The organism is Pseudomonas sp. SA233 (assembly GCF_054792385.1).
The window spans coordinates 886385-903412 of record NZ_CP096449.1 but is presented as its reverse complement, the minus strand read 5'-3'; the positions used below and the strand labels follow the sequence as shown (position 1 = coordinate 903412).

The following is a 17028-nucleotide window of genomic DNA, read 5'->3' as shown; positions in this document are numbered from 1 at the left end:
AGCTGGTCGGGAAAGATGAGGGTAGAGCACTGGCGGCCACGAGCCATGAGCCACGGCCTCGAGCCATCACTTCAACGAGCAAGACCTTGCTGGGCCAATATCACACCAGCAGCCCCAGGGACTTGGCCTTCGCCACCGCCTGGGTACGCCGTTCCACCCCCAGCTTGCTGTTGATATGGCTGGCGTGGGTTTTCACCGTGTGCAGGGAAATGAACAACCGCTCGCTGATCTGCTGGTTGGAACAACCCTGGGCAATCAGCTCGAGCACGGCCAACTCGCGGCTACTCAGGGCTTCGCCGCTGCCGATGCTGGCGCTTGGTATCTGCGGCAGGCGCTTGAGCAACTCGGCCTGCACCGGGCAGGCGGCAACTGCCTGGAGCTGTTCGAGAAGCCACTGCGGGTGCTGCTCCAGCAAAGGCTGGAACGGTTGCAGCACGCCGCCATGGGCTGCCGCCAGCAACCGTGGCAACAACTGGGCGGCCTGCTCTTCCCGACCTTCTCCCAGCAACAAGCCAAGCCACTGGCACAGGGCACTGACGCTGAGCATCATGCCGCCACTGGCCTGGCCGCGCTCGACCAGACCTGCCAGCCGTTGCGCCGCATCGGCGCTACGCGACTGGATACGCTCGAGGGATGCCTGCTGCAAGGCGATGTGCAACGGCAGCAACGGGTGGAACTCCGGGGCCGCCGCCGGTTGCTCGCCGCCATAGGTCTGACCCAGGCGCAGCAACCAGGACTCGGCCAGGTCGATGCGCCCCTGGGCCAACCACAACTCGCATTTGACCAGGGTGATCATCGCCAGATAGTAGACCGGCGGTACATCCCAGATGTGCATCAGCCGCTCGGCCTCGGCCAGTTCGGCAAAGGCCTCGGCAAAGTGCCCTTCTCGGCCATCGAGCGTGGCGATCACACAGTGGCCGATGAGCACACTGATATCACGGCAGGCCCGCGCCTCGCCCAGCCCAGCACGTAAACGGGCACGACCCTGGGACGGCTGCAGACGCGACACCAGCAGGTAGCCCTCGTAAAGCGTCAGGCGGGCGCGCACGGCGTAAAGCCGCTGTGCTGACAGCCCTTGCAGGCGCTGCAACCCCTGGCGAACTTCGTCCAGCGCGCGCAACACCTCGCCACGGGCATGCAGCACCCGCGCCCGGTCGTAATGGGCCAGGGCCTCGAACAATGGGTTGCCGACACGCTGGGCCAACTCCAGCGCCTCGCGGTTCCAGCCGCGGGCCCGCCAGAAATCGCCATCGGCAATAGCCAGGTTGGACAGCGTCGACAGGCACACCAGGCGTTGGCCATAACGCTTGCCCGGCAAACTCTGCAGCGCTTCACCGCAATAAGCCAGGGTGCGCTCGCGATCACCACGGCCACGGGCGATAACACCACTCAGCGCCAGCCACTGGGCCAGCATGGACTTTTGCGCGGTTGCCGAAGGCGCGGGCAGGAAACGGCTGAGATAACCCGCCAGGTCCTCGGCCGCGTCCAACTGGCACGCCAGGCCCAACGCCCAGCTGTACAGCACGATCAGCCGCGGCGTGCTGATCAGCAGGCTGTCGGGCAGGTCCATCTTCCAGCGCAGCAACATGCCGACGTTCTGTTCGGCCAGCAGTTGCTCCTCGGACAGGCTCTGCACCAGGTCGGCAGCGACATCGAGGTAACCGGCGCGCAGGGCCTGCTCCACCGCTTCGTCCAGCAGGCCCTGGCTTTCGAACCAGCGGCAGGCTCGCAACTGCAGGTCGGCCAGCGGCTCGCTGGCCTGGCGGCTGCGCAACAGGTCGGAGAACAGGTGGTGATAGCGGAACCAGTGGCCATGCTCGTCCAGCGGCACTAGGAACACCTGGTGCGCCTGCAAGAAACGCAGGATCGCGGCACTGTCGTGGCGGCCGCGTACGGCATCGCACAGCGGGGCGCAGAAACGTTCCTGGCAGGCCGTTTCGTACAGGAAGGCCTGCACATCGGCGGGCAGCATGTCGATGACTTCTTCCAGCAGATAGTCACGGATCAGGCCCTCGCCGCCATGCAAGGCCTGGGGCAACGCCTGCTCGTCAGCGGACTCGCTGGCCGCCAGTTGCCAGAAACGCAACCCTGCCACCCAACCGTCGCTGCGCTGGATCAGGTTGTCCAGGGCCTGGCCACGCAGGCCGGTGGGTTGGCGGCCGAGCACCGCCAGTGATTCTTCGGTAGTCAGGCGCAAGTCCTGCTCGTTGAGTTCGACCAGTTGCCGCGAAAGGCGCAGGCGCGCCAGGTGCCAATCCGGGCGTTGGCGGCTGGTGACCAGCAGCACCAGGCCGGGGGGCAGGTGATTGAGGAAGAACTGCAGGCAGCGGTCGAGCACCGGCCCCTGGGCCAGGTGATAGTCGTCCAGCACCAGCAACAAGGGAGTATCTGCTTGCAGGTACAGCGCCAGCTCGTCGAGCAGGCCGTCGAGCCATTCCTCGAAGGCGAACGGCTGGTGGCGTTGGCGCATTTTCAGTAGGCCCATAGCCTGGCCGCCCAGCGCCGGGCAATACTGCTGCAGGCCTTCGAGCAGGCGTTCGAGGAATCGGCCAGGGTCGGCATCCCGTTGGCTCAGGCCCAGCCACAGGCTACGCCAGTGCTCGGGCAGCGCTTCGCAAAATTCGATGGCAAGGGAGCTTTTGCCGAACCCTGCCGGGGCATTGACCAGTAACAACCGCCCGCCGAGACCGGCTTGCAGCCGCTGGCACAGGCGCAGGCGCGGCACATGGCCGTCCGGCAAGGGCGGCCGGAAGAAACGCCCGTCCAGCAGGCCCAGGGCCTGGCTGGTGAATCCATGCGTACGGGACAGATCTGTCATGGCCGGCTCGTTCTGGTTGGAGGACTACGGCGGTATGGATGCTTGCGAGACTAGCGGGTAACGCTACGCATTTGAAGATGATGGGCGCAAATCCACTGGAAAAGACTGCGACAAAAAGCAACATAGCTGATGGACAGCGGCTGGGGCGGGGGTTTGGAGAGGTATTCACCAGCTTTATTGCTGTACCGGCCTCTTCGCGGGTGAACCCGCTCCTACAGGGATTGCGCAGGTTTCAAGCCCAGTGCAGTACCTGTAGGAGCGGGTTCACCCGCGAAGAGGCCGGTACAGGAAAATGAAACGCCCCGGACAAGCCGGGGCGCTCCGAGGTTGCGCGATACTTAGCGAATACCCGACTGGCGCAGTGCCGCTGGCTGGAAGTCAGCCTTGCTGGCACTGAAGCCGAAGTCGTAGGCGCGCTTCTCTTCGTTCTTCATGCCCAAGGCCAGGTAACGGCCAGACTGCAGGTCATAGATGGCCTCCAGGGTGTACCACGGCACCTCCACGTTGTAGTACGGCTGGGCATGTGCCTCGGACACGCGCCACAGTTGGCCACGGCCGTCGTACTGGTCAATCACCGCAGCCTGCCAGGTGTCCTCGTCGATGTAGAAGTCACGCTTGGCATAGATGTGCCGCTGGCCCGGCTTGAGGGTGGCGACCACGTGCCATACACGGCGCAGCTCGTAACGGGCCAGGTCCTGGTTGATGTGCCCGGCCTTGATGATGTCGGTGTACTTGAGCTTGGGGTCGTCGAGCTTGAAGGCGTTGGACGCGATGTACATCTCCTTCTTGCCTTCCAGCTTCCAGTCATAGCGGTCTGGCGCACCGTTGAACATGTCCAGGTTGTCGGAGGTGCGCAAACCGTCGGCGGCGGTACCCGGGCCGTCGTACGACACTTGTGGTGCCTGGCGTACGCGGCGCTGACCGGCGTTGTAGATCCACGCCTTGCGCGGTTCCTTCACCTGGTCGAGGGTTTCGTGCACCAGCAGCACGGTACCGGCCAGGCGCGCAGGCGCGGTCACTTCCTGCTTGAAGTAGAACAGGATGTTGCCCGGGTTGTTCGGGTCGTAATCCTTCATTCTTTCGCGGAAGACGAACTGGTCGGAGAAGTATACCGGGTTGAAAGAGCCGTTCTGCTGGGGCGTTGCCTGGGTCACCAGACGGCTGACGCTACCGCCCCGGTAACGAGTGATGTGGTTCCAGATCACCTCCAGGCCGCTTTTCGGGATCGGGAACGGTACAGCCGTGCGGAAGTTGTTCAGACCGTTGCCGCCTTCGACCAGGGTGGTCTTGGTAGCGTTTTCCTTGATGGCAGCGAACACATCGGCCGGCACCGTGGAACCGCGATGGGTCTTGAATACCGGGATCTTGAAGGTGTCCGGATAGCGCTTGAGCATGGCCAGCTGGCCCGGCGAGAGCTTGTCCTTGTACTGGTCGGCATTCTGCGCGGTGATGATGAACAACGGCTTGTCGCTGCCGTACGGGTCGGACAGGAAGCCCTTGCCGTCGACGCTGCCCGCGCTCTTGGACAGCGGTTCCCACGGGCCGATCGAGCCATCGGCGTTGCCGGCCTTTTCGGCGCCCATCGGGGTCAGGGTACTGCCCAGCTTGGCCGCCTCGTCGGCGGATACTGCAGCCATGACGCTGGTCGCCAGCAGGGACAGGCCCAGCACACCGGCTTGCAGCAGACTTCTGGTCTTGTTCATGTCGTGTCGTCCTGGATCTGAATGCTTAGAAGTTCACGCCGAAGCTGAGCGCGACGAAGTCGCGGTCATCCACGGTGGTGTACTTGCCATCGAAGAAGTTGGTGTACGACAGGCTCGCCGTGTAGGTGTTCTGGTACTCGGCGTCGAGGCCCAGGCTGACGGCCTTGCGGCCTTCCTCGAAGTTGGCGCCAGGGCCCGGCGAATAGCCGGAGACGTCATGCGACCAGGCCACGCTGGGTTTCAGGTTGACCCCGGCAAAGACATCGTTGTAGTCCCAGATGACTCGGGCGCGGTAACCCCAGGAAGTGCTGGTGGTAAAGCCATCGTTCTCGCAGTTGCGGCTCAGGTTGGCGGTGGAGGCACCGGCACCAGCGCCTGCGATGGTGCTGGCATTCAGGGCCTGACAGGTGTTTGCCCCACCGGTGGATGGCAGCGGGCCTGGACCAAACACCGGATCGCGACCGTAGCGGGTATCGTGGGCGCTCTCCAGGCCGCCCACATGGGTGACACCCAGCTCGCCCACCACGGTCATGCGGCTGGCGCCCATTACCTGGTCGAAGAAATGCGTGAGGGTGGTCTGGAACTGAGTGATCTCCTTGCGGCGATACCCGTGCAAGTCCTGCCCCGGCGTACCGGTCAGCAGAGAAGCGTTGCTCAAGGCACCGCCAATGGGGCGGACCCCGGCGAACAGGATATCCGTGGTATTCAGTTGCACCGGTGCGTTGGGGCGGTAGCTGAGTTCGCCGCTCCAGGCGGTCCCGGTGGGCAACGTGGTAGAGAAGCTCAAGCCATAAAGGCGGATGTCCTCGGGGTATTCGACGAAGTACTCGGAGTTACCTGCCACGATCAGCGGTGCCAATGCGCGCAGCTGTGCAGGCAATGCGCTCAGGCCGGCGAACACTGAAGGCGCGGCCCCGGTAGCACTGAAGATTGGCGCACGACTGTGGTAGTTCATGAAGTAGGCGCCAAACTCGGTGTCCAGCGGCTCGAACATGTAGCGCATTGCCACGCCAAACTGGCCGCTGTCACGCGCATCGCGGTCGGCGCCGCGGCGCACCATCACCCCTTCCTCATTGATGTCCACGCCACGGGTGGCAAGGAATTGCTGCGCCGCCCCCGGCACTGTGCGACTGCTGTTGAGCACGCGCAGGTTGTCGGTACAGCCGTCGGCAATGATGTCTGGCTGGGAGAAGAAGGTGCCGCAGTTGTCGACGACCGTCTGGTCCCATTCGATCTGGTAGAAGGCCTCCGCCGACAGGTTGTCGGTCAGGCTCTGCGAGATGTAGAACATGTTGACCGGGATCAGGCCTTCCTTGATTTCGGCCCCCGGGCGGCGGAACGCCGACACGTCGATCGGGTTGATCGAGTTGATGCCGCCACCGATGAAGGTACTTTCACCCCAGCTCACCACCTGCTTGCCCAGGCGCACCGAGCCTGGCTGATCGCCGATGGAGTAGTTGTGGTAGACGAATGCGTCGAGCAGTTCGGCACCGGACGATTTGGCGCCTTCCTTGCGGTTGGAGTCGCTGATGTCCTTGAACTCGCGGCCTTCGTCCTTCAGCTCGAAGTCGTACCAGTACTTGCCGCGGACGAACACGCCGGTGTCGCCGTACTTGAGCTCCAGGTCATGGATGCCCTTGAAGATCTTGGAGAAGGTTTCGCCCTTCTTGAAGTTCAGGTGGCCATCGTCGGATGTCTGCGACAGGCCCTTGCCGCCGTTGTTCACCCCGATCAGGTTCTTGTTGGGGTTGGCCGTCGACCAGCTGGCGCCGATGGAGAGCGACGAGTCAAACTGGCCTTCGATTTCACCAATGTTGAAACTGACAGCGAAAGCAGGACTTGCGAGCGTGGAAGCAAGGCTGACGGCCAGGGGCAACTTGGCCCGGCGCCAGAACAGGTTTGCAGATTTCATCGACGCTACTCCATGTACTTTTTTTGTTATGGCAGTGAGTCCTTTCAAGAACGGCCCGAGCGACCGGTTTGCAGGCTTGCGCCCGCGGCGACACGGCTTGCGCATGTCGCCTCCCCCATTCCTGAAAATCCCCTGGCCCCGACTATAGCCAGCAAGGCACAGGCGCTTGATCCCTCTAAAGTGTGATTTGCGCTCCGTGCGGCCAACTCGCTGCCATGTTGCCCCGGCTGCGCGCTGGCAGTGCTAAAGGATGGCGTATTTCTGCCGTTTGGCAAGGCTCCACCCCTCTAGAATGCGGGTCGCGCGCTGCACTACGCGACCCGCATGGCGGTTACAGCGTGGAGAGGAACGCGCTGTTGCTGGCCTGCCACTGGACGATGTCCTGGCGGATGCGTTTCTTGTCGAGCTTGCCGACACTGGTCTTGGGAATTTCGGTAACAACGGCGATCTGGCTTGGAATCGCCCACTTGTTGATGTGCCCTTGCTCGACGAACGGCTTGAGGTGTTCCTTCAGCGCCTTGGCGTCAATGACCTGGCCTTCGCGCACCACCAGCAGGGCAAACGGGCGTTCACCCCACTGCGGGTCGGCCACCCCTACCACCGCCACTTCGCGCACGGCCGGGTGACGGCTGATCAGGTCTTCGAGGTCGAGCGAGGAAATCCACTCGCCACCGGTCTTGATCACATCCTTGATACGGTCGCGGATGTCGATATAGCCCATGCCGTCGAGCGTGGCGACATCACCAGTGTGCAACCAGCCGCCCTGCCACAGCTCCTCGCTTTTTTCCGGTTCCTTGAAGTAGCCCATGGTCAGCCATGGCGCACGTAGCACCAGCTCGCCCTGGGTTTCACCGTCGGCGGGCAGGAAGTTGCCGTCGCCGTCGACGATGGCCGCCTCCACCAGCGGCACCGGCACGCCGGCCTTGATGCGGTAAGTGACGCGCTCATCCTCGCTGCCGGCCTGCAGTTCGTCGTTAAGGTGGGCGGCGGAAATCAGCGGGCAGGTCTCGGACATGCCATACGCGGCGGTCAGCTGGATGCCGCGTGCCAGGGCGGCCTGGTACAACGAGCGGTTGAGTGCGCTGCCGCCGATGATGATCTTCCAGCCGCCGAAGTCCTGACCTTGGGAGGTCGGGCAGTTGAGCAGCATCTGCAGGATGGTCGGCACGCAATGGGAGAAGGTGACCTTCTCTTCGCGCCACAGTTTGACCAGCATGTCCGGCTCGTAGCGCCCCGGATACACCTGCTTCATGCCCAGCATGGTGGCGGCGTAGGGAATGCCCCAGGCGTGCACGTGGAACATCGGCGTGATGGGCATGTACACGTCGTTGCTGCCCAGCAGGCGTACGCTGTCGATGCTGCCAGTCACCGAAGCTTCGGCCAGGGTGTGCAGCACAAGTTGCCGATGAGTGAAGTACACACCCTTGGGGTTGCCGGTGGTGCCAGTGGTGTAGAAGGTGGTGGCCACCGAGTTCTCGTCGAAGTCCGGGAAGTCGTAGCGCGGGCTGGCAGCGGCCAGCAGTTGCTCGTACTCGCCCACCAGGTTGGGCAGCTCGGCTGTCTTTTCCGGGCCGTCGGTCAGCAGCAGGGTCTTGTCGACCGTGGTCAGTTGCCCGGCGATGGCCTGGTACAAGCCGACGAAGTCACTGTTGACCAGCACCACGCGGTCTTCGGCGTGGTTCATGGTGTAGAGAATCTGCTCGGGCGACAGGCGCACGTTGATGGTGTGCACCACCGCACCGATCATCGGGATGGCGAACATGCATTCCAGGTAGCGGTGGCTGTCCCAGTCCATCACCGCCACGGTGTCACCGGCCTTTACCCCGGCTTCGGTCAGCACGTTGGCCAGGCGCGCTATGCGCTCGTTGAGCTGGGGGTAGGTCAGCCGCATCTGGTCTCGGTAGACGATTTCGCGGGTCTTTTCATAGCGGCTGCCAGACATCAGCAGTCGCTTGATCAGCAGGGGGTAGGCGTAGGCGCCCTCGGCGGGCTTGATGATGCGGGTCTGCAACATGGGTATCCCTTTTCTGGAAAGCGGGCCGGACAAGTCTGGGAACTACTGTAGTTCGCCAATGTGACGGCTAAATCAGCCGAAGGAATGATTTGCGTGATGAAGGTATGAGTGGCGGGCGTTGACGGGCGGCAAGGTTGAACTAGACACTGCGGCGGCAGCTTCAGGTTATGTGGTGAAGCTGATGGCCTATTCGCGGGTAAACCCGCTCCCACAGGTATTGCACCATTGCAAAGGCTGGTGCAGTACCTGTGGGAGCGGGTTTACCCGCGAATGGCCGCGACACCGAAATCCCGTCCAGCCTCGGAGAACTTCATGCCCAGCCCGCGTCGCGCCGTGTTTCTCGATCACCAGTCCCTGGACCTGGGCGATCTCGACCTCTCGCCCCTGAAGCAGCAGTTCGACGAGTTCGAACTGTTCGCCGCCACCCGTCCGGAGCAGGTCGCCGAACGCCTTCAGGGCGCGGTAGCGGTAGTCAGCAACAAGGTCATGCTCGACGCCGCGACCCTGGCCGCCAACCCGCAGCTGAAGCTGATCCTGGTGGCCGCCACCGGCACCAACAACGTCGACCTGGCGGCCGCCCGCGCTCAGGGCATCACCGTGTGCAACTGTCAGGGCTACGGCACACCGTCCGTCGCCCAGCACACCCTCGCCCTGCTACTGGCACTGGCCACCCGCCTGTGCGACTACAACCAGGCGGTAGCCGACGGCCAGTGGGCCAAGGCCAGCCAGTTCTGCCTGCTGGACTTCCCCATCGTCGAGCTGGAGGGCAAGACCCTTGGCCTGCTCGGCCACGGTGAACTGGGCGGCGCGGTGGCGCGACTGGCCGAAGCCTTTGGCATGCGCGTGCTCAGCGGGCAGATCCCCGGCCGCCCGGAACGCGCCGACCGGTTGCCGCTGGACGAGTTGCTGCCGCAAGTCGACGCCCTGACCCTGCACTGCCCGCTGAACGAGCACACCCGACACATGCTCGGGGCCCGCGAACTGGCCTTGCTCAAGCCAAACGCGCTGGTGGTCAACACCGCCCGCGGCGGCCTGATCGACGAGCAGGCGCTGGCCGACACCCTGCGCAGTGGCCACCTGGGCGGTGCCGCCACCGACGTGCTGAGCGTGGAGCCGCCGGTCAACGGCAACCCGCTGCTCGAGCCCGGCATCCCGCGCCTGATCATCACCCCGCACAGCGCCTGGGGCGCGGTGGAGTCGCGCCAGCGCATCGTCGGCCAGCTCAGCGAGAACGCCCAGGCCTTCTTCGCCGGGCAGCCACGCCGCGTGGTTAGCTGAGCCCGACGCCCGCCTCTGCTAAACTGCGCCACTTTTTTCCAGGAGGCGTCGTCCATGGACCCGCGCAGTGAAGTGTTGCTCCGCCAGGCAGAGCTGTTCCAGGGCCCGCTGCTGCTCGCCGGCGCCCCCGCCGACGGCCTGCTTGGCCAGTTGCCCCAGGCCCAAGCCTGGAGCTGGCATGCGGGCGACCAGGCCATGCTCGAAAGCCGCTTCGCCGGCCGCAGCCACTATGCGGTGGAGCCCCCTGAAGTGGCTTTCGACAGCGCCGTGCTGTTCCTGCCCAAGTCCCGCGAACTGGCCGCCTACCTGCTCAACGCCCTGGCCTCGCGCCTGGCGGGCCGCGAGCTGTACCTGGTCGGCGAGAAACGTGGTGGCATCGAGGGTGCGGCCAAGCAGCTGCAGGCCTTTGGCAAGCCGCGCAAGCTCGACAGCGCCCGCCATTGCCAGCTGTGGCAGGTGACCATCGAGCACGCGCCAGAGGCCAAGCCCCTGGAAAGCCTGGCCGAACGCTTCGAGCTCAGCCTGGAAGACGGCCCGCTGCAAGTGGTCAGCCTGCCCGGTGTGTTCAGCCATGGCCGCCTCGATCGCGGTACCGCCCTGCTGCTCAAGCACCTCGACGGCCTGCCGAGCGGGCATGTGCTGGACTTCGGCTGCGGTGCCGGGGTGCTGGGCGCCACGGTCAAGCGCCGTTATCCACAAAACCGGGTGACCCTGCTGGATGTGGATGCCTTCGCCGTGGCCGCCAGCCGCCTGACCCTGGCCGCCAATGGTCTGGAGGGCGAAGTGATCAGCGGCGACGGCATCGACGCGGCGCCGACCGAGCTGAGCCTGATCCTGAGCAACCCGCCGTTCCACACCGGGGTGCACACCAACTACCAGGCATCGGAAAACTTGCTGAAAAAATCAGCCGTTCATCTGCGAAAAGGTGGCGAAATGCGCCTGGTTGCCAACAGTTTCCTGCGCTACCAGCCACTGATCGAAGGCGCGCTGGGCAACTGCCAGGTACGCGACGAGGCGGACGGTTTCCGCATCTACCAGGCAACACACGGATAAAAACAGCGCTTGCCGAAAGCGTTTTGCCTAGGCAGAATCCGCACCGTCCTAGGGGAGTAGTCTCCCGCGAGCGCCCTGCTCGCCCGGTACGCGTCAACATACTTGGTCCACAGACCATGGCGCGTGCGACCCACCATGCCAGCCTGCATGGCGAGATCCGCATAGACGGATCCAGGGTTTGACAAGACCTATGACACGCACACCTTACCCGGGGCGGGGAGGCTGTACGTGTCATAGCCGTGTCGACCCGCCCCCGTAGGAATCCTGATGCTGGAATCTTTGCTGGTCCCCACCGCCATCGTTGCCCTCGCCGAAATCGGCGACAAGACGCAATTGCTCGCGCTCATACTCGCTGCCCGCTTCCGCAAGCCCTGGCCGATCATCGCCGGCATCATCGCCGCCACCTTGGCCAACCATGCCGCGGCTGGTGCCGTGGGCGCGTGGGTCGGCAGCTTCTTCAGCGACTCGGCACTGCACTGGATCCTGGCCGCGAGCTTCACCGCCACTGCCCTATGGACCCTGGTTCCGGACAAGATGGAGGACGACGAGAACCCGGCGCGCCGCTTCGGGCCGTTCCTGACCACGCTGATCGCGTTCTTCCTGGCTGAAATCGGTGACAAGACCCAGGTCGCCACGGTAATGCTGGCAGCACAGTATCCGTACCTGATCATGGTCATTATCGGTACTACCCTGGGCATGCTGATTGCCAACGTGCCAGTGGTACTGGCGGGTAACTTCGCGGCGGACAAACTGCCGCTGACGCTGATCCGTCGCCTGGCGGCCACGGCGTTCTTCGTGCTGGCGATCGTGGCCGTGTACTCGGCGATGAAAGCCAGTGGCTGGTTGGGGTAACTCGAAAGGCGACAGGCTGACGCCGAACCTGTAGGAGCAGCCTTGCGCTGCGAAGAGGCCGGTACAGGCACCAGGAAATGTGGTGCTCTTACCGACCCTTTCGCAGCACAAGGCTGCTTCTACAAGGGGTAAGCATCTGGAAGTCGGGGCTTACTTCTTGGCTGCCTGATACAGCGGCATCACCTTCGGAATGGCCGCCTGCAACGAAGCAATGCGGCTCTGGGACGCCGGGTGAGTGCTCATGAACTCAGGCGGCGCGCCCTCGGAAGCCTGGCTCATCTTGTTCCACAGAGTGATTGCGGCATTCGGGTCGTAACCGGCACGCGCCGAGAGCTCCAGGCCGATCAGGTCGGCTTCGTTCTCGTTGGCCCGGCTGTTGGGCAGGGTCATGGCATAGTTCACCACGGTATCGGCCATGGCCATGCTGCCCTGGCCGAGGCCAAACAGGGCACCGGCGCCCTGGCGCGCCATTTCCACGCCATACGCCTTGGACATCGCCTCGCGGCTGTGCTCACGCAAAGCGTGGGCGATCTCGTGGCCCACCACCGCAGCAATTTCCGCATCGGTGAGCTTGAGCTGATCGATCAGGCCGGTGTAGACGATGATCTTGCCGCCCGGGCCGCAGTTGGCGTTGAGCTCGTCGCTCTTGATCACGTTGACTTCCCAGTTCCATTGCGCGGCATCCGGGCGGAACTTGGGGGTCTGGGCAATCAGGCGGTTGGCAATTACCTGCACACGCTTGGCATCTGCGCTGGACTTGTCGAGCACGCCTTTGTTCGATGCCTCACCCAGGGTCTGCTGGTACGACTGGGCGTACATCTGGTTGACTTCATCGGTCGAAAGCATGCTGAACATGTACTGCTGGCGCTCGACGCCGACAGCACCGCCGCTGGTGGTATTAACCGCCTGGCAGCCGGCCAGCAGGATGCCAGCACTCAACAGGCTGACGACAAAAGACTTGCGCATGAAAACACTCCCTTTTTACATGCGCCGTATCGTAGGCCGAGTCGCTTGGGGCCGCCATAGCCGCAGGGAAGATTTTCGTCGCCTGTGCCGCCCCCTTCGCGGGTGAACCCGCTCCTACAGGGATAATGCGATCGTTGTAGGAGCGGCTTCAGCCGCGAAGAGGCCGGCACAGCCATACATCAGGCCGGAGTCAGGCACTCCGGCGCATCCAGCTTCGGATCATTGACGAAATGCGCCAGGGCCCGCTCACGCAACGTCGCCGGCGGGCTGGCCAACAATTCATGCAGGCGGGCCAGCGGCGTGTCCGGGTCAAGCCAGGCCGCCTGCCCCGCCTCGTCCAGTATCAACGGCCGACGCTGGTTCATCGCCGCCTGGGTCACCACCGCACAACTCAGCCAAACCTGGTCCTGCACCGGGTAGGCCTCCCACACGGCGGCGAAGTACAGCGATGCGCCCTCCCCCGGGGTCAGCCAGTATGGGCGCTTGCGCACGCTGCCGCGCCATTCGTAAAAGCCGTTGGCCGGCATCAGGCAGCGGCGCAGGCGAAACGCGTCGCGAAACATCGGCTGCTCGGCCAGGGTTTCGGCGCGGGCATGGGCGGGGGTGCGGGACAGGTCGGTGAGCCAGGCCGGGGTCAGCCCCCAGCGCGCCTTGGCCAGTTGCAACTGGCCGTCGAGCTGGCGCTGGATCAGCACCGAAGCCCCGGGCGAGATGTTCCATTGGGCTGGCTGGCCAACGGGAAAGCCCGGCAGACTGGCAAGAGCCTGGGGCCAGCGAAACAGGGCGTAACGTCCACACATGGGCGAATTCAGAACCTAGCAGATCAAGGTACCGGGGAAACTCTCCGGTTCGTCGCCAACCAGTGGCTGGGCATCATTGTACGCATCGATCAGCTGCCGTGCGTACTCGGCCTGTTCATCAGCCACGGCAAGCCCAAGCAAGCCCTGCATCGGCAGTTCACCGGCAGCACCGATCAGGTCACGACCAACCAGGTGCGCCTCGACCCCCTCGCTGGCGAGCATGCCCGCCAGCATTTCAGCCTCGAGCAGGTTTTCCGGTTCGTAGATACGCTGCATCAGTCATTCTCACCGAATACATCCAGCATCCACTCCTCGCCATGAACCTGCAGCACGAAGCGGATAGGCTTGCAGCATACCTGACAGTCCTCGATGTACTCCTGATCGCCACCGGACAGGTCCACCGTGGTTTCGACTTCTTCGCCACAATAAGGGCAATCGTAGATCGCAGTTTGCAGCATCGCGGCCTCCGGGGTGACTTATGCGTATAATTGCCGGTCTGTTTACAGGGCCTGTGTGTGTCCGAGCCGTTTTTCGGAGCCCGCCCTTACCTTATTACCCTAGCCGTTTCCAACAAGAGAGCATGATGGGCGAATTCGATGCCATCCGACCGTACGACGACGCTGAGGTCCCTGCCGTTCTGGCACGCCTGCTCAGCGACCCGGCATTCCTCGATATCCTCACCCACTTCCGCTTCCCGCGTGCGGCCGGTGCTCTCGGCTGGTTGCTCAAACCGCTGATCGCCCGCCGCCTGCGCAAGGAATTCGCCGGTGTCACCTGTGTCTCGACCTTGCAGGACAAAGTCGAGTACTACGTCGACCAGACCATCGACCGCGCCACCGACGGCGTCACCTATTCGGGCGTGGAGCAGCTCAAGGCCGGCACCGCCTACCTGTTTCTGGCCAACCACCGTGACATCGTCATGGACCCGGCCTTCGTCAACTACGCGGTTTACCACGCCGGCCTGCCCACGCCGCGCATCGCCATTGGCGACAACCTGCTGCAAAAGCCGTTTGTCAGCGACATGATGCGCCTGAACAAGAGCTTCATCGTGCACCGCTCGATCAGTGGGCGCCGCGAGAAGCTGGCGGCCTACCAGTTGCTCTCAGCCTACATCAACCACTCGATCCGCAACGACGCCACGTCGATCTGGATCGCCCAGGCAGAAGGCCGGGCCAAGGACGGTGACGACCGCACCGATTCGGCGATCCTCAAGATGTTCCACATGAGCCGCAAGGACGAGCCGTTCGGCGCGGTGATCCAGAGCCTGAACCTGACGCCGGTTTCGATCAGCTACGAATATGACCCGTGCGACCAGGCCAAGGCCCGCGAGTTGTACATCCGCGCCACCACCGGCACCTACAAGAAGGCGCCGGGCGAGGACGACAACAGCATCGCCAAGGGCATTACCGGCTACAAAGGCCGGGTGCACATCAACTTCGCCCCGCCGGTGACCGAGTATCACGAGGATACCAAGCAGCTGGCAGCGGAAATCGACCGGCAGATCCTCGGTGGCTACCGACTGTTCCCGGTGCACTACCTGGCCTATGCAATGTGGGATGGCAAGGATGAGGCGCTACAGGTGCCGAGCGCCGAGAAGGTGTTCCCGGCCGATGAGCTGGCTCGGGCCAAGGAGGAATGGCAACGCCGCCTGGATGCCTGTCCTGAGGAGCAGCGGCCGTACCTTGTGCTGCAGTATGCGACGCCGGTGCGCAACCAGTACCAGGTCAGGCAGCAGGCACCGGTTGCCTGATCGATCCTAGGGCTGCTTTGCAGCCCATCGCGACACAAGGCCGCTCCTACAGGGGATCGTGCATACCTGTAGGAGCGGCTTTGTGTCGCGATGGGCCGCAAAGCGGCCCTGAAATCTCAAATCCAGGTACTGAACCAGGACAGCAGCAACGCCATCGCCAGGCACGAAAAGCCGAGAATGTAGAAGTACCGCGGCACCCGCAGGTCGAACGCGTCCACCACCCCCTCGTCCACCGCCATGTATTCGCGGGTTTCGGCCTCGCGCCGCCGCGCACTGTGCAGCAGCAACCCGCCCGGGCAGGTCAGCAGCAGCGCCAGCAAATTGATCAGCTTGGTCGGGTGGGCGGCCAGGAACCCCCAGAGCACTTGCAAGGACATCACGCAACCTCGGTATGAGCGACGGCAAAGGCCGGCATTCTACCCAAGTCATGCCCAGACGCCCGGTTCAGGCGACAAAGTGTCATCGAATTTCATCTGGCATGGCATGAAGATTTGCCGGCCTCTTCGCGGGCACAGACAACAAAAAACCCGCTGCCTGGAACACAGGCAGCGGGTTTTGTTTTATAGCTGAAGGCTTACTGCCCCAGCACCTGACCGATGGTCGGGTCCTTGAACATGCGGGTCAGGGCATCGCTCAGCACATCGCCCACCAGCTGGGTGTTGGTTTCCTGGTTCGGCGCCATGCCGAAACGCTGGTCCAGCGAAGCGCCGTAACGACCACTGTAGCGGCGGCCGCCATTGGACACGTCGGCACGGAAGGTGGCGCCGATGGTAGCCTCGGTCACGTACAGGTTGTCTTTCGGCGACTGGTACTTCAGCTCGGCCAGGGTCACGGTCAACTGCGGCGCGTTGTAGGCGTTCGGCGTCGGGGTGAAGCCGAGCAGGCGTACGGCGGCTTCGGCCTGGGCCTGCAGCTTGGGCACGATGTCGTTGCCACTCACGCTGATGGTACTGGTCTCGGGATACATGCCACCGCGAGTGCCCAGGGACTGCGAGGCCCGGCCATCAACTACCCGGACCACTACCGGCTGGCCATGGCCGACCGGGGCGAGCTGGGCCTTGAGCGTGGGTTGCGGGTTGAGTTGTTGCGGGCTGTGGGCACAACCGACCAGGCTGAGGCTGGCCACGGCGATCAAACCGAACAACAGACGTTGCAACATGCGCGTTACTCCAGAAAAAGCGGCGAAGGCCCACAGTATACCTAGCCACGCATCGACCAGTCATCGGTCCGGCCCGCTTGTCACAATCGTTTCATCGCCGCGCCCTTATCCTTGCGCCAAGCCCTAACGCACAGGACTCGCTGCCATGGCCTCGCTCTGGACCCTGCTGTTCCAACGCCCGCGCCACAACACCTATGCCCGCCTCGATGCCGACGGCAAATGCTTGGCCTTCAAGCAATGCAGCCAGGCGCCCAGCGGCAGCGGCTGGGTCCAGATCGGCGAAATCCGGCTCGCCTGGCTGGGCCGCGAGCTGCCCGCCAGTGCCCGGGTTTGCGCCCGCGCAAGCCGCCGCTGGCACCAGCGCATCCTCGCGGCCTGACAAACGCTGCAATAAAAACCACGAATGGCGACATTTCTGCCCGCGACATCGCTATAATCTCCCCCCGATTATAAGGACGTCTCCTGATCGGGCCCCGCACTCGCCGATTGACCCCGGCAACTTCAATGCTTCGCCCACAGAGAGCCTTCCACTCAGGTCTTGCATCGGCTGTCGTGCCTGCTTTTCCGGCCCTTCACACTGCATGAACCTGCGGGTTGCCATCGCGCAGTCCCCTTTTGAGGTTCACGTCTCCAAAAGAGCGTGAAAAAACGGTTTTCACAACTTCACAAGAGTGTGGCGAGCAAATGAACAGTCTGGCATGTGCAAAAGCGGCAGATGTGTCC

Annotated in this window: 15 protein-coding genes and 1 riboswitch; of the genes, 5 read left to right on the top strand and 10 right to left on the bottom strand. The window is 63.5% G+C overall.

All coding sequences use genetic code 11. The annotated features are described in order from the left end of the window. Positions 1–100 precede the first annotated feature (100 nt). The 4 genes from M1D87_RS04175 to M1D87_RS04160 all read right to left on the bottom strand — a co-directional run bounded on the left by M1D87_RS04175 (position 101) and on the right by M1D87_RS04160 (position 8447). On the bottom strand, positions 101–2818 hold the full coding sequence (locus M1D87_RS04175) for a LuxR C-terminal-related transcriptional regulator (RefSeq protein WP_409280355.1): 2718 nt from the start codon (positions 2816–2818) through the stop codon (positions 101–103). A 338-nt stretch (positions 2819–3156) separates the two neighbouring features. Beyond that, positions 3157–4521: a DUF1329 domain-containing protein gene (locus M1D87_RS04170; protein WP_421091776.1), complete on the bottom strand. Its 1365-nt coding sequence runs from the start codon at positions 4519–4521 to the stop codon at positions 3157–3159. Positions 4522–4546: 25 nt separating this feature from the next. Further along, positions 4547–6433 carry a DUF1302 domain-containing protein gene (locus tag M1D87_RS04165; protein ID WP_039613806.1) on the bottom strand — a complete coding sequence of 629 codons (1887 nt, stop codon included), beginning with the start codon at positions 6431–6433 and terminating at the stop codon, positions 4547–4549. Between the two features lie 331 nt (positions 6434–6764). Continuing rightward, positions 6765–8447 carry a fatty acid--CoA ligase gene (locus M1D87_RS04160; RefSeq protein ID WP_123085326.1) on the bottom strand — a complete coding sequence of 561 codons (1683 nt, stop codon included), beginning with the start codon at positions 8445–8447 and terminating at the stop codon, positions 6765–6767. A 312-nt stretch (positions 8448–8759) separates the two neighbouring features. On the opposite strand from M1D87_RS04160, the gene M1D87_RS04155 reads away from it, so the two are divergent. From M1D87_RS04155 to M1D87_RS04145, 3 genes are all read left to right on the top strand, one after another. Continuing rightward, entirely contained in the window at positions 8760–9725 is a 966-nt protein-coding gene (locus M1D87_RS04155) for a 2-hydroxyacid dehydrogenase (RefSeq protein ID WP_123085325.1), read from the top strand. 54 nt (positions 9726–9779) lie between these two features. After that, complete coding sequence (locus M1D87_RS04150) at positions 9780–10778, top strand: class I SAM-dependent methyltransferase (protein ID WP_123085324.1); 999 nt, start codon at positions 9780–9782, stop codon at positions 10776–10778. Positions 10779–10817: 39 nt separating this feature from the next. Further along, positions 10818–10958: riboswitch (yybP-ykoY riboswitch) on the top strand. Between the two features lie 87 nt (positions 10959–11045). Further along, a complete protein-coding gene (locus M1D87_RS04145) occupies positions 11046–11630 on the top strand; it encodes a TMEM165/GDT1 family protein (RefSeq protein ID WP_123085323.1) in 585 nt (194 codons plus the stop codon). 150 nt (positions 11631–11780) lie between these two features. On the opposite strand, the gene M1D87_RS04140 is transcribed toward M1D87_RS04145, so the two are convergent. From M1D87_RS04140 to M1D87_RS04125, 4 genes are all read right to left on the bottom strand, one after another. Further along, positions 11781–12596, bottom strand: a complete 816-nt coding sequence (locus M1D87_RS04140; protein ID WP_013970933.1) for a M48 family metallopeptidase — start codon at positions 12594–12596, stop codon at positions 11781–11783. Positions 12597–12775: 179 nt separating this feature from the next. Next, the gene (locus M1D87_RS04135) at positions 12776–13396 is read right to left on the bottom strand and encodes an SOS response-associated peptidase (protein ID WP_003260669.1); all 621 of its coding nucleotides are present in this window, start codon (positions 13394–13396) and stop codon (positions 12776–12778) included. Between the two features lie 15 nt (positions 13397–13411). After that, entirely contained in the window at positions 13412–13672 is a 261-nt protein-coding gene (locus tag M1D87_RS04130) for a putative signal transducing protein (RefSeq protein WP_013970931.1), read from the bottom strand. Then, entirely contained in the window at positions 13672–13854 is a 183-nt protein-coding gene (locus M1D87_RS04125; RefSeq protein ID WP_003260667.1) for a CPXCG motif-containing cysteine-rich protein, read from the bottom strand. The genes M1D87_RS04130 and M1D87_RS04125 overlap by 1 nt, the downstream gene beginning before the upstream one ends. A gap of 125 nt (positions 13855–13979) precedes the next feature. Here M1D87_RS04125 and M1D87_RS04120 point away from each other — a divergent pair, with 125 nt between their 5' ends. Continuing rightward, complete coding sequence (locus M1D87_RS04120; protein ID WP_024086266.1) at positions 13980–15146, top strand: 1-acyl-sn-glycerol-3-phosphate acyltransferase; 1167 nt, start codon at positions 13980–13982, stop codon at positions 15144–15146. 116 nt (positions 15147–15262) lie between these two features. Here M1D87_RS04120 and M1D87_RS04115 read toward each other — a convergent pair whose 3' ends face one another. Both M1D87_RS04115 and M1D87_RS04110 read right to left on the bottom strand, forming a co-directional pair. Next, positions 15263–15523 (bottom strand): hypothetical protein, encoded by a 261-nt coding sequence (locus M1D87_RS04115; RefSeq protein ID WP_013970930.1) that lies wholly within the window; start codon positions 15521–15523, stop codon positions 15263–15265. A gap of 197 nt (positions 15524–15720) precedes the next feature. After that, positions 15721–16305, bottom strand: coding sequence for a YajG family lipoprotein (locus M1D87_RS04110; RefSeq protein WP_013970929.1), 585 nt, complete (start codon positions 16303–16305; stop codon positions 15721–15723). A gap of 145 nt (positions 16306–16450) precedes the next feature. Between M1D87_RS04110 and M1D87_RS04105 the strand changes: the two genes are divergently transcribed. Continuing rightward, positions 16451–16684 carry a hypothetical protein gene (locus M1D87_RS04105; RefSeq protein WP_013970928.1) on the top strand — a complete coding sequence of 78 codons (234 nt, stop codon included), beginning with the start codon at positions 16451–16453 and terminating at the stop codon, positions 16682–16684. The last annotated feature ends 344 nt before the right edge of the window (positions 16685–17028 follow it).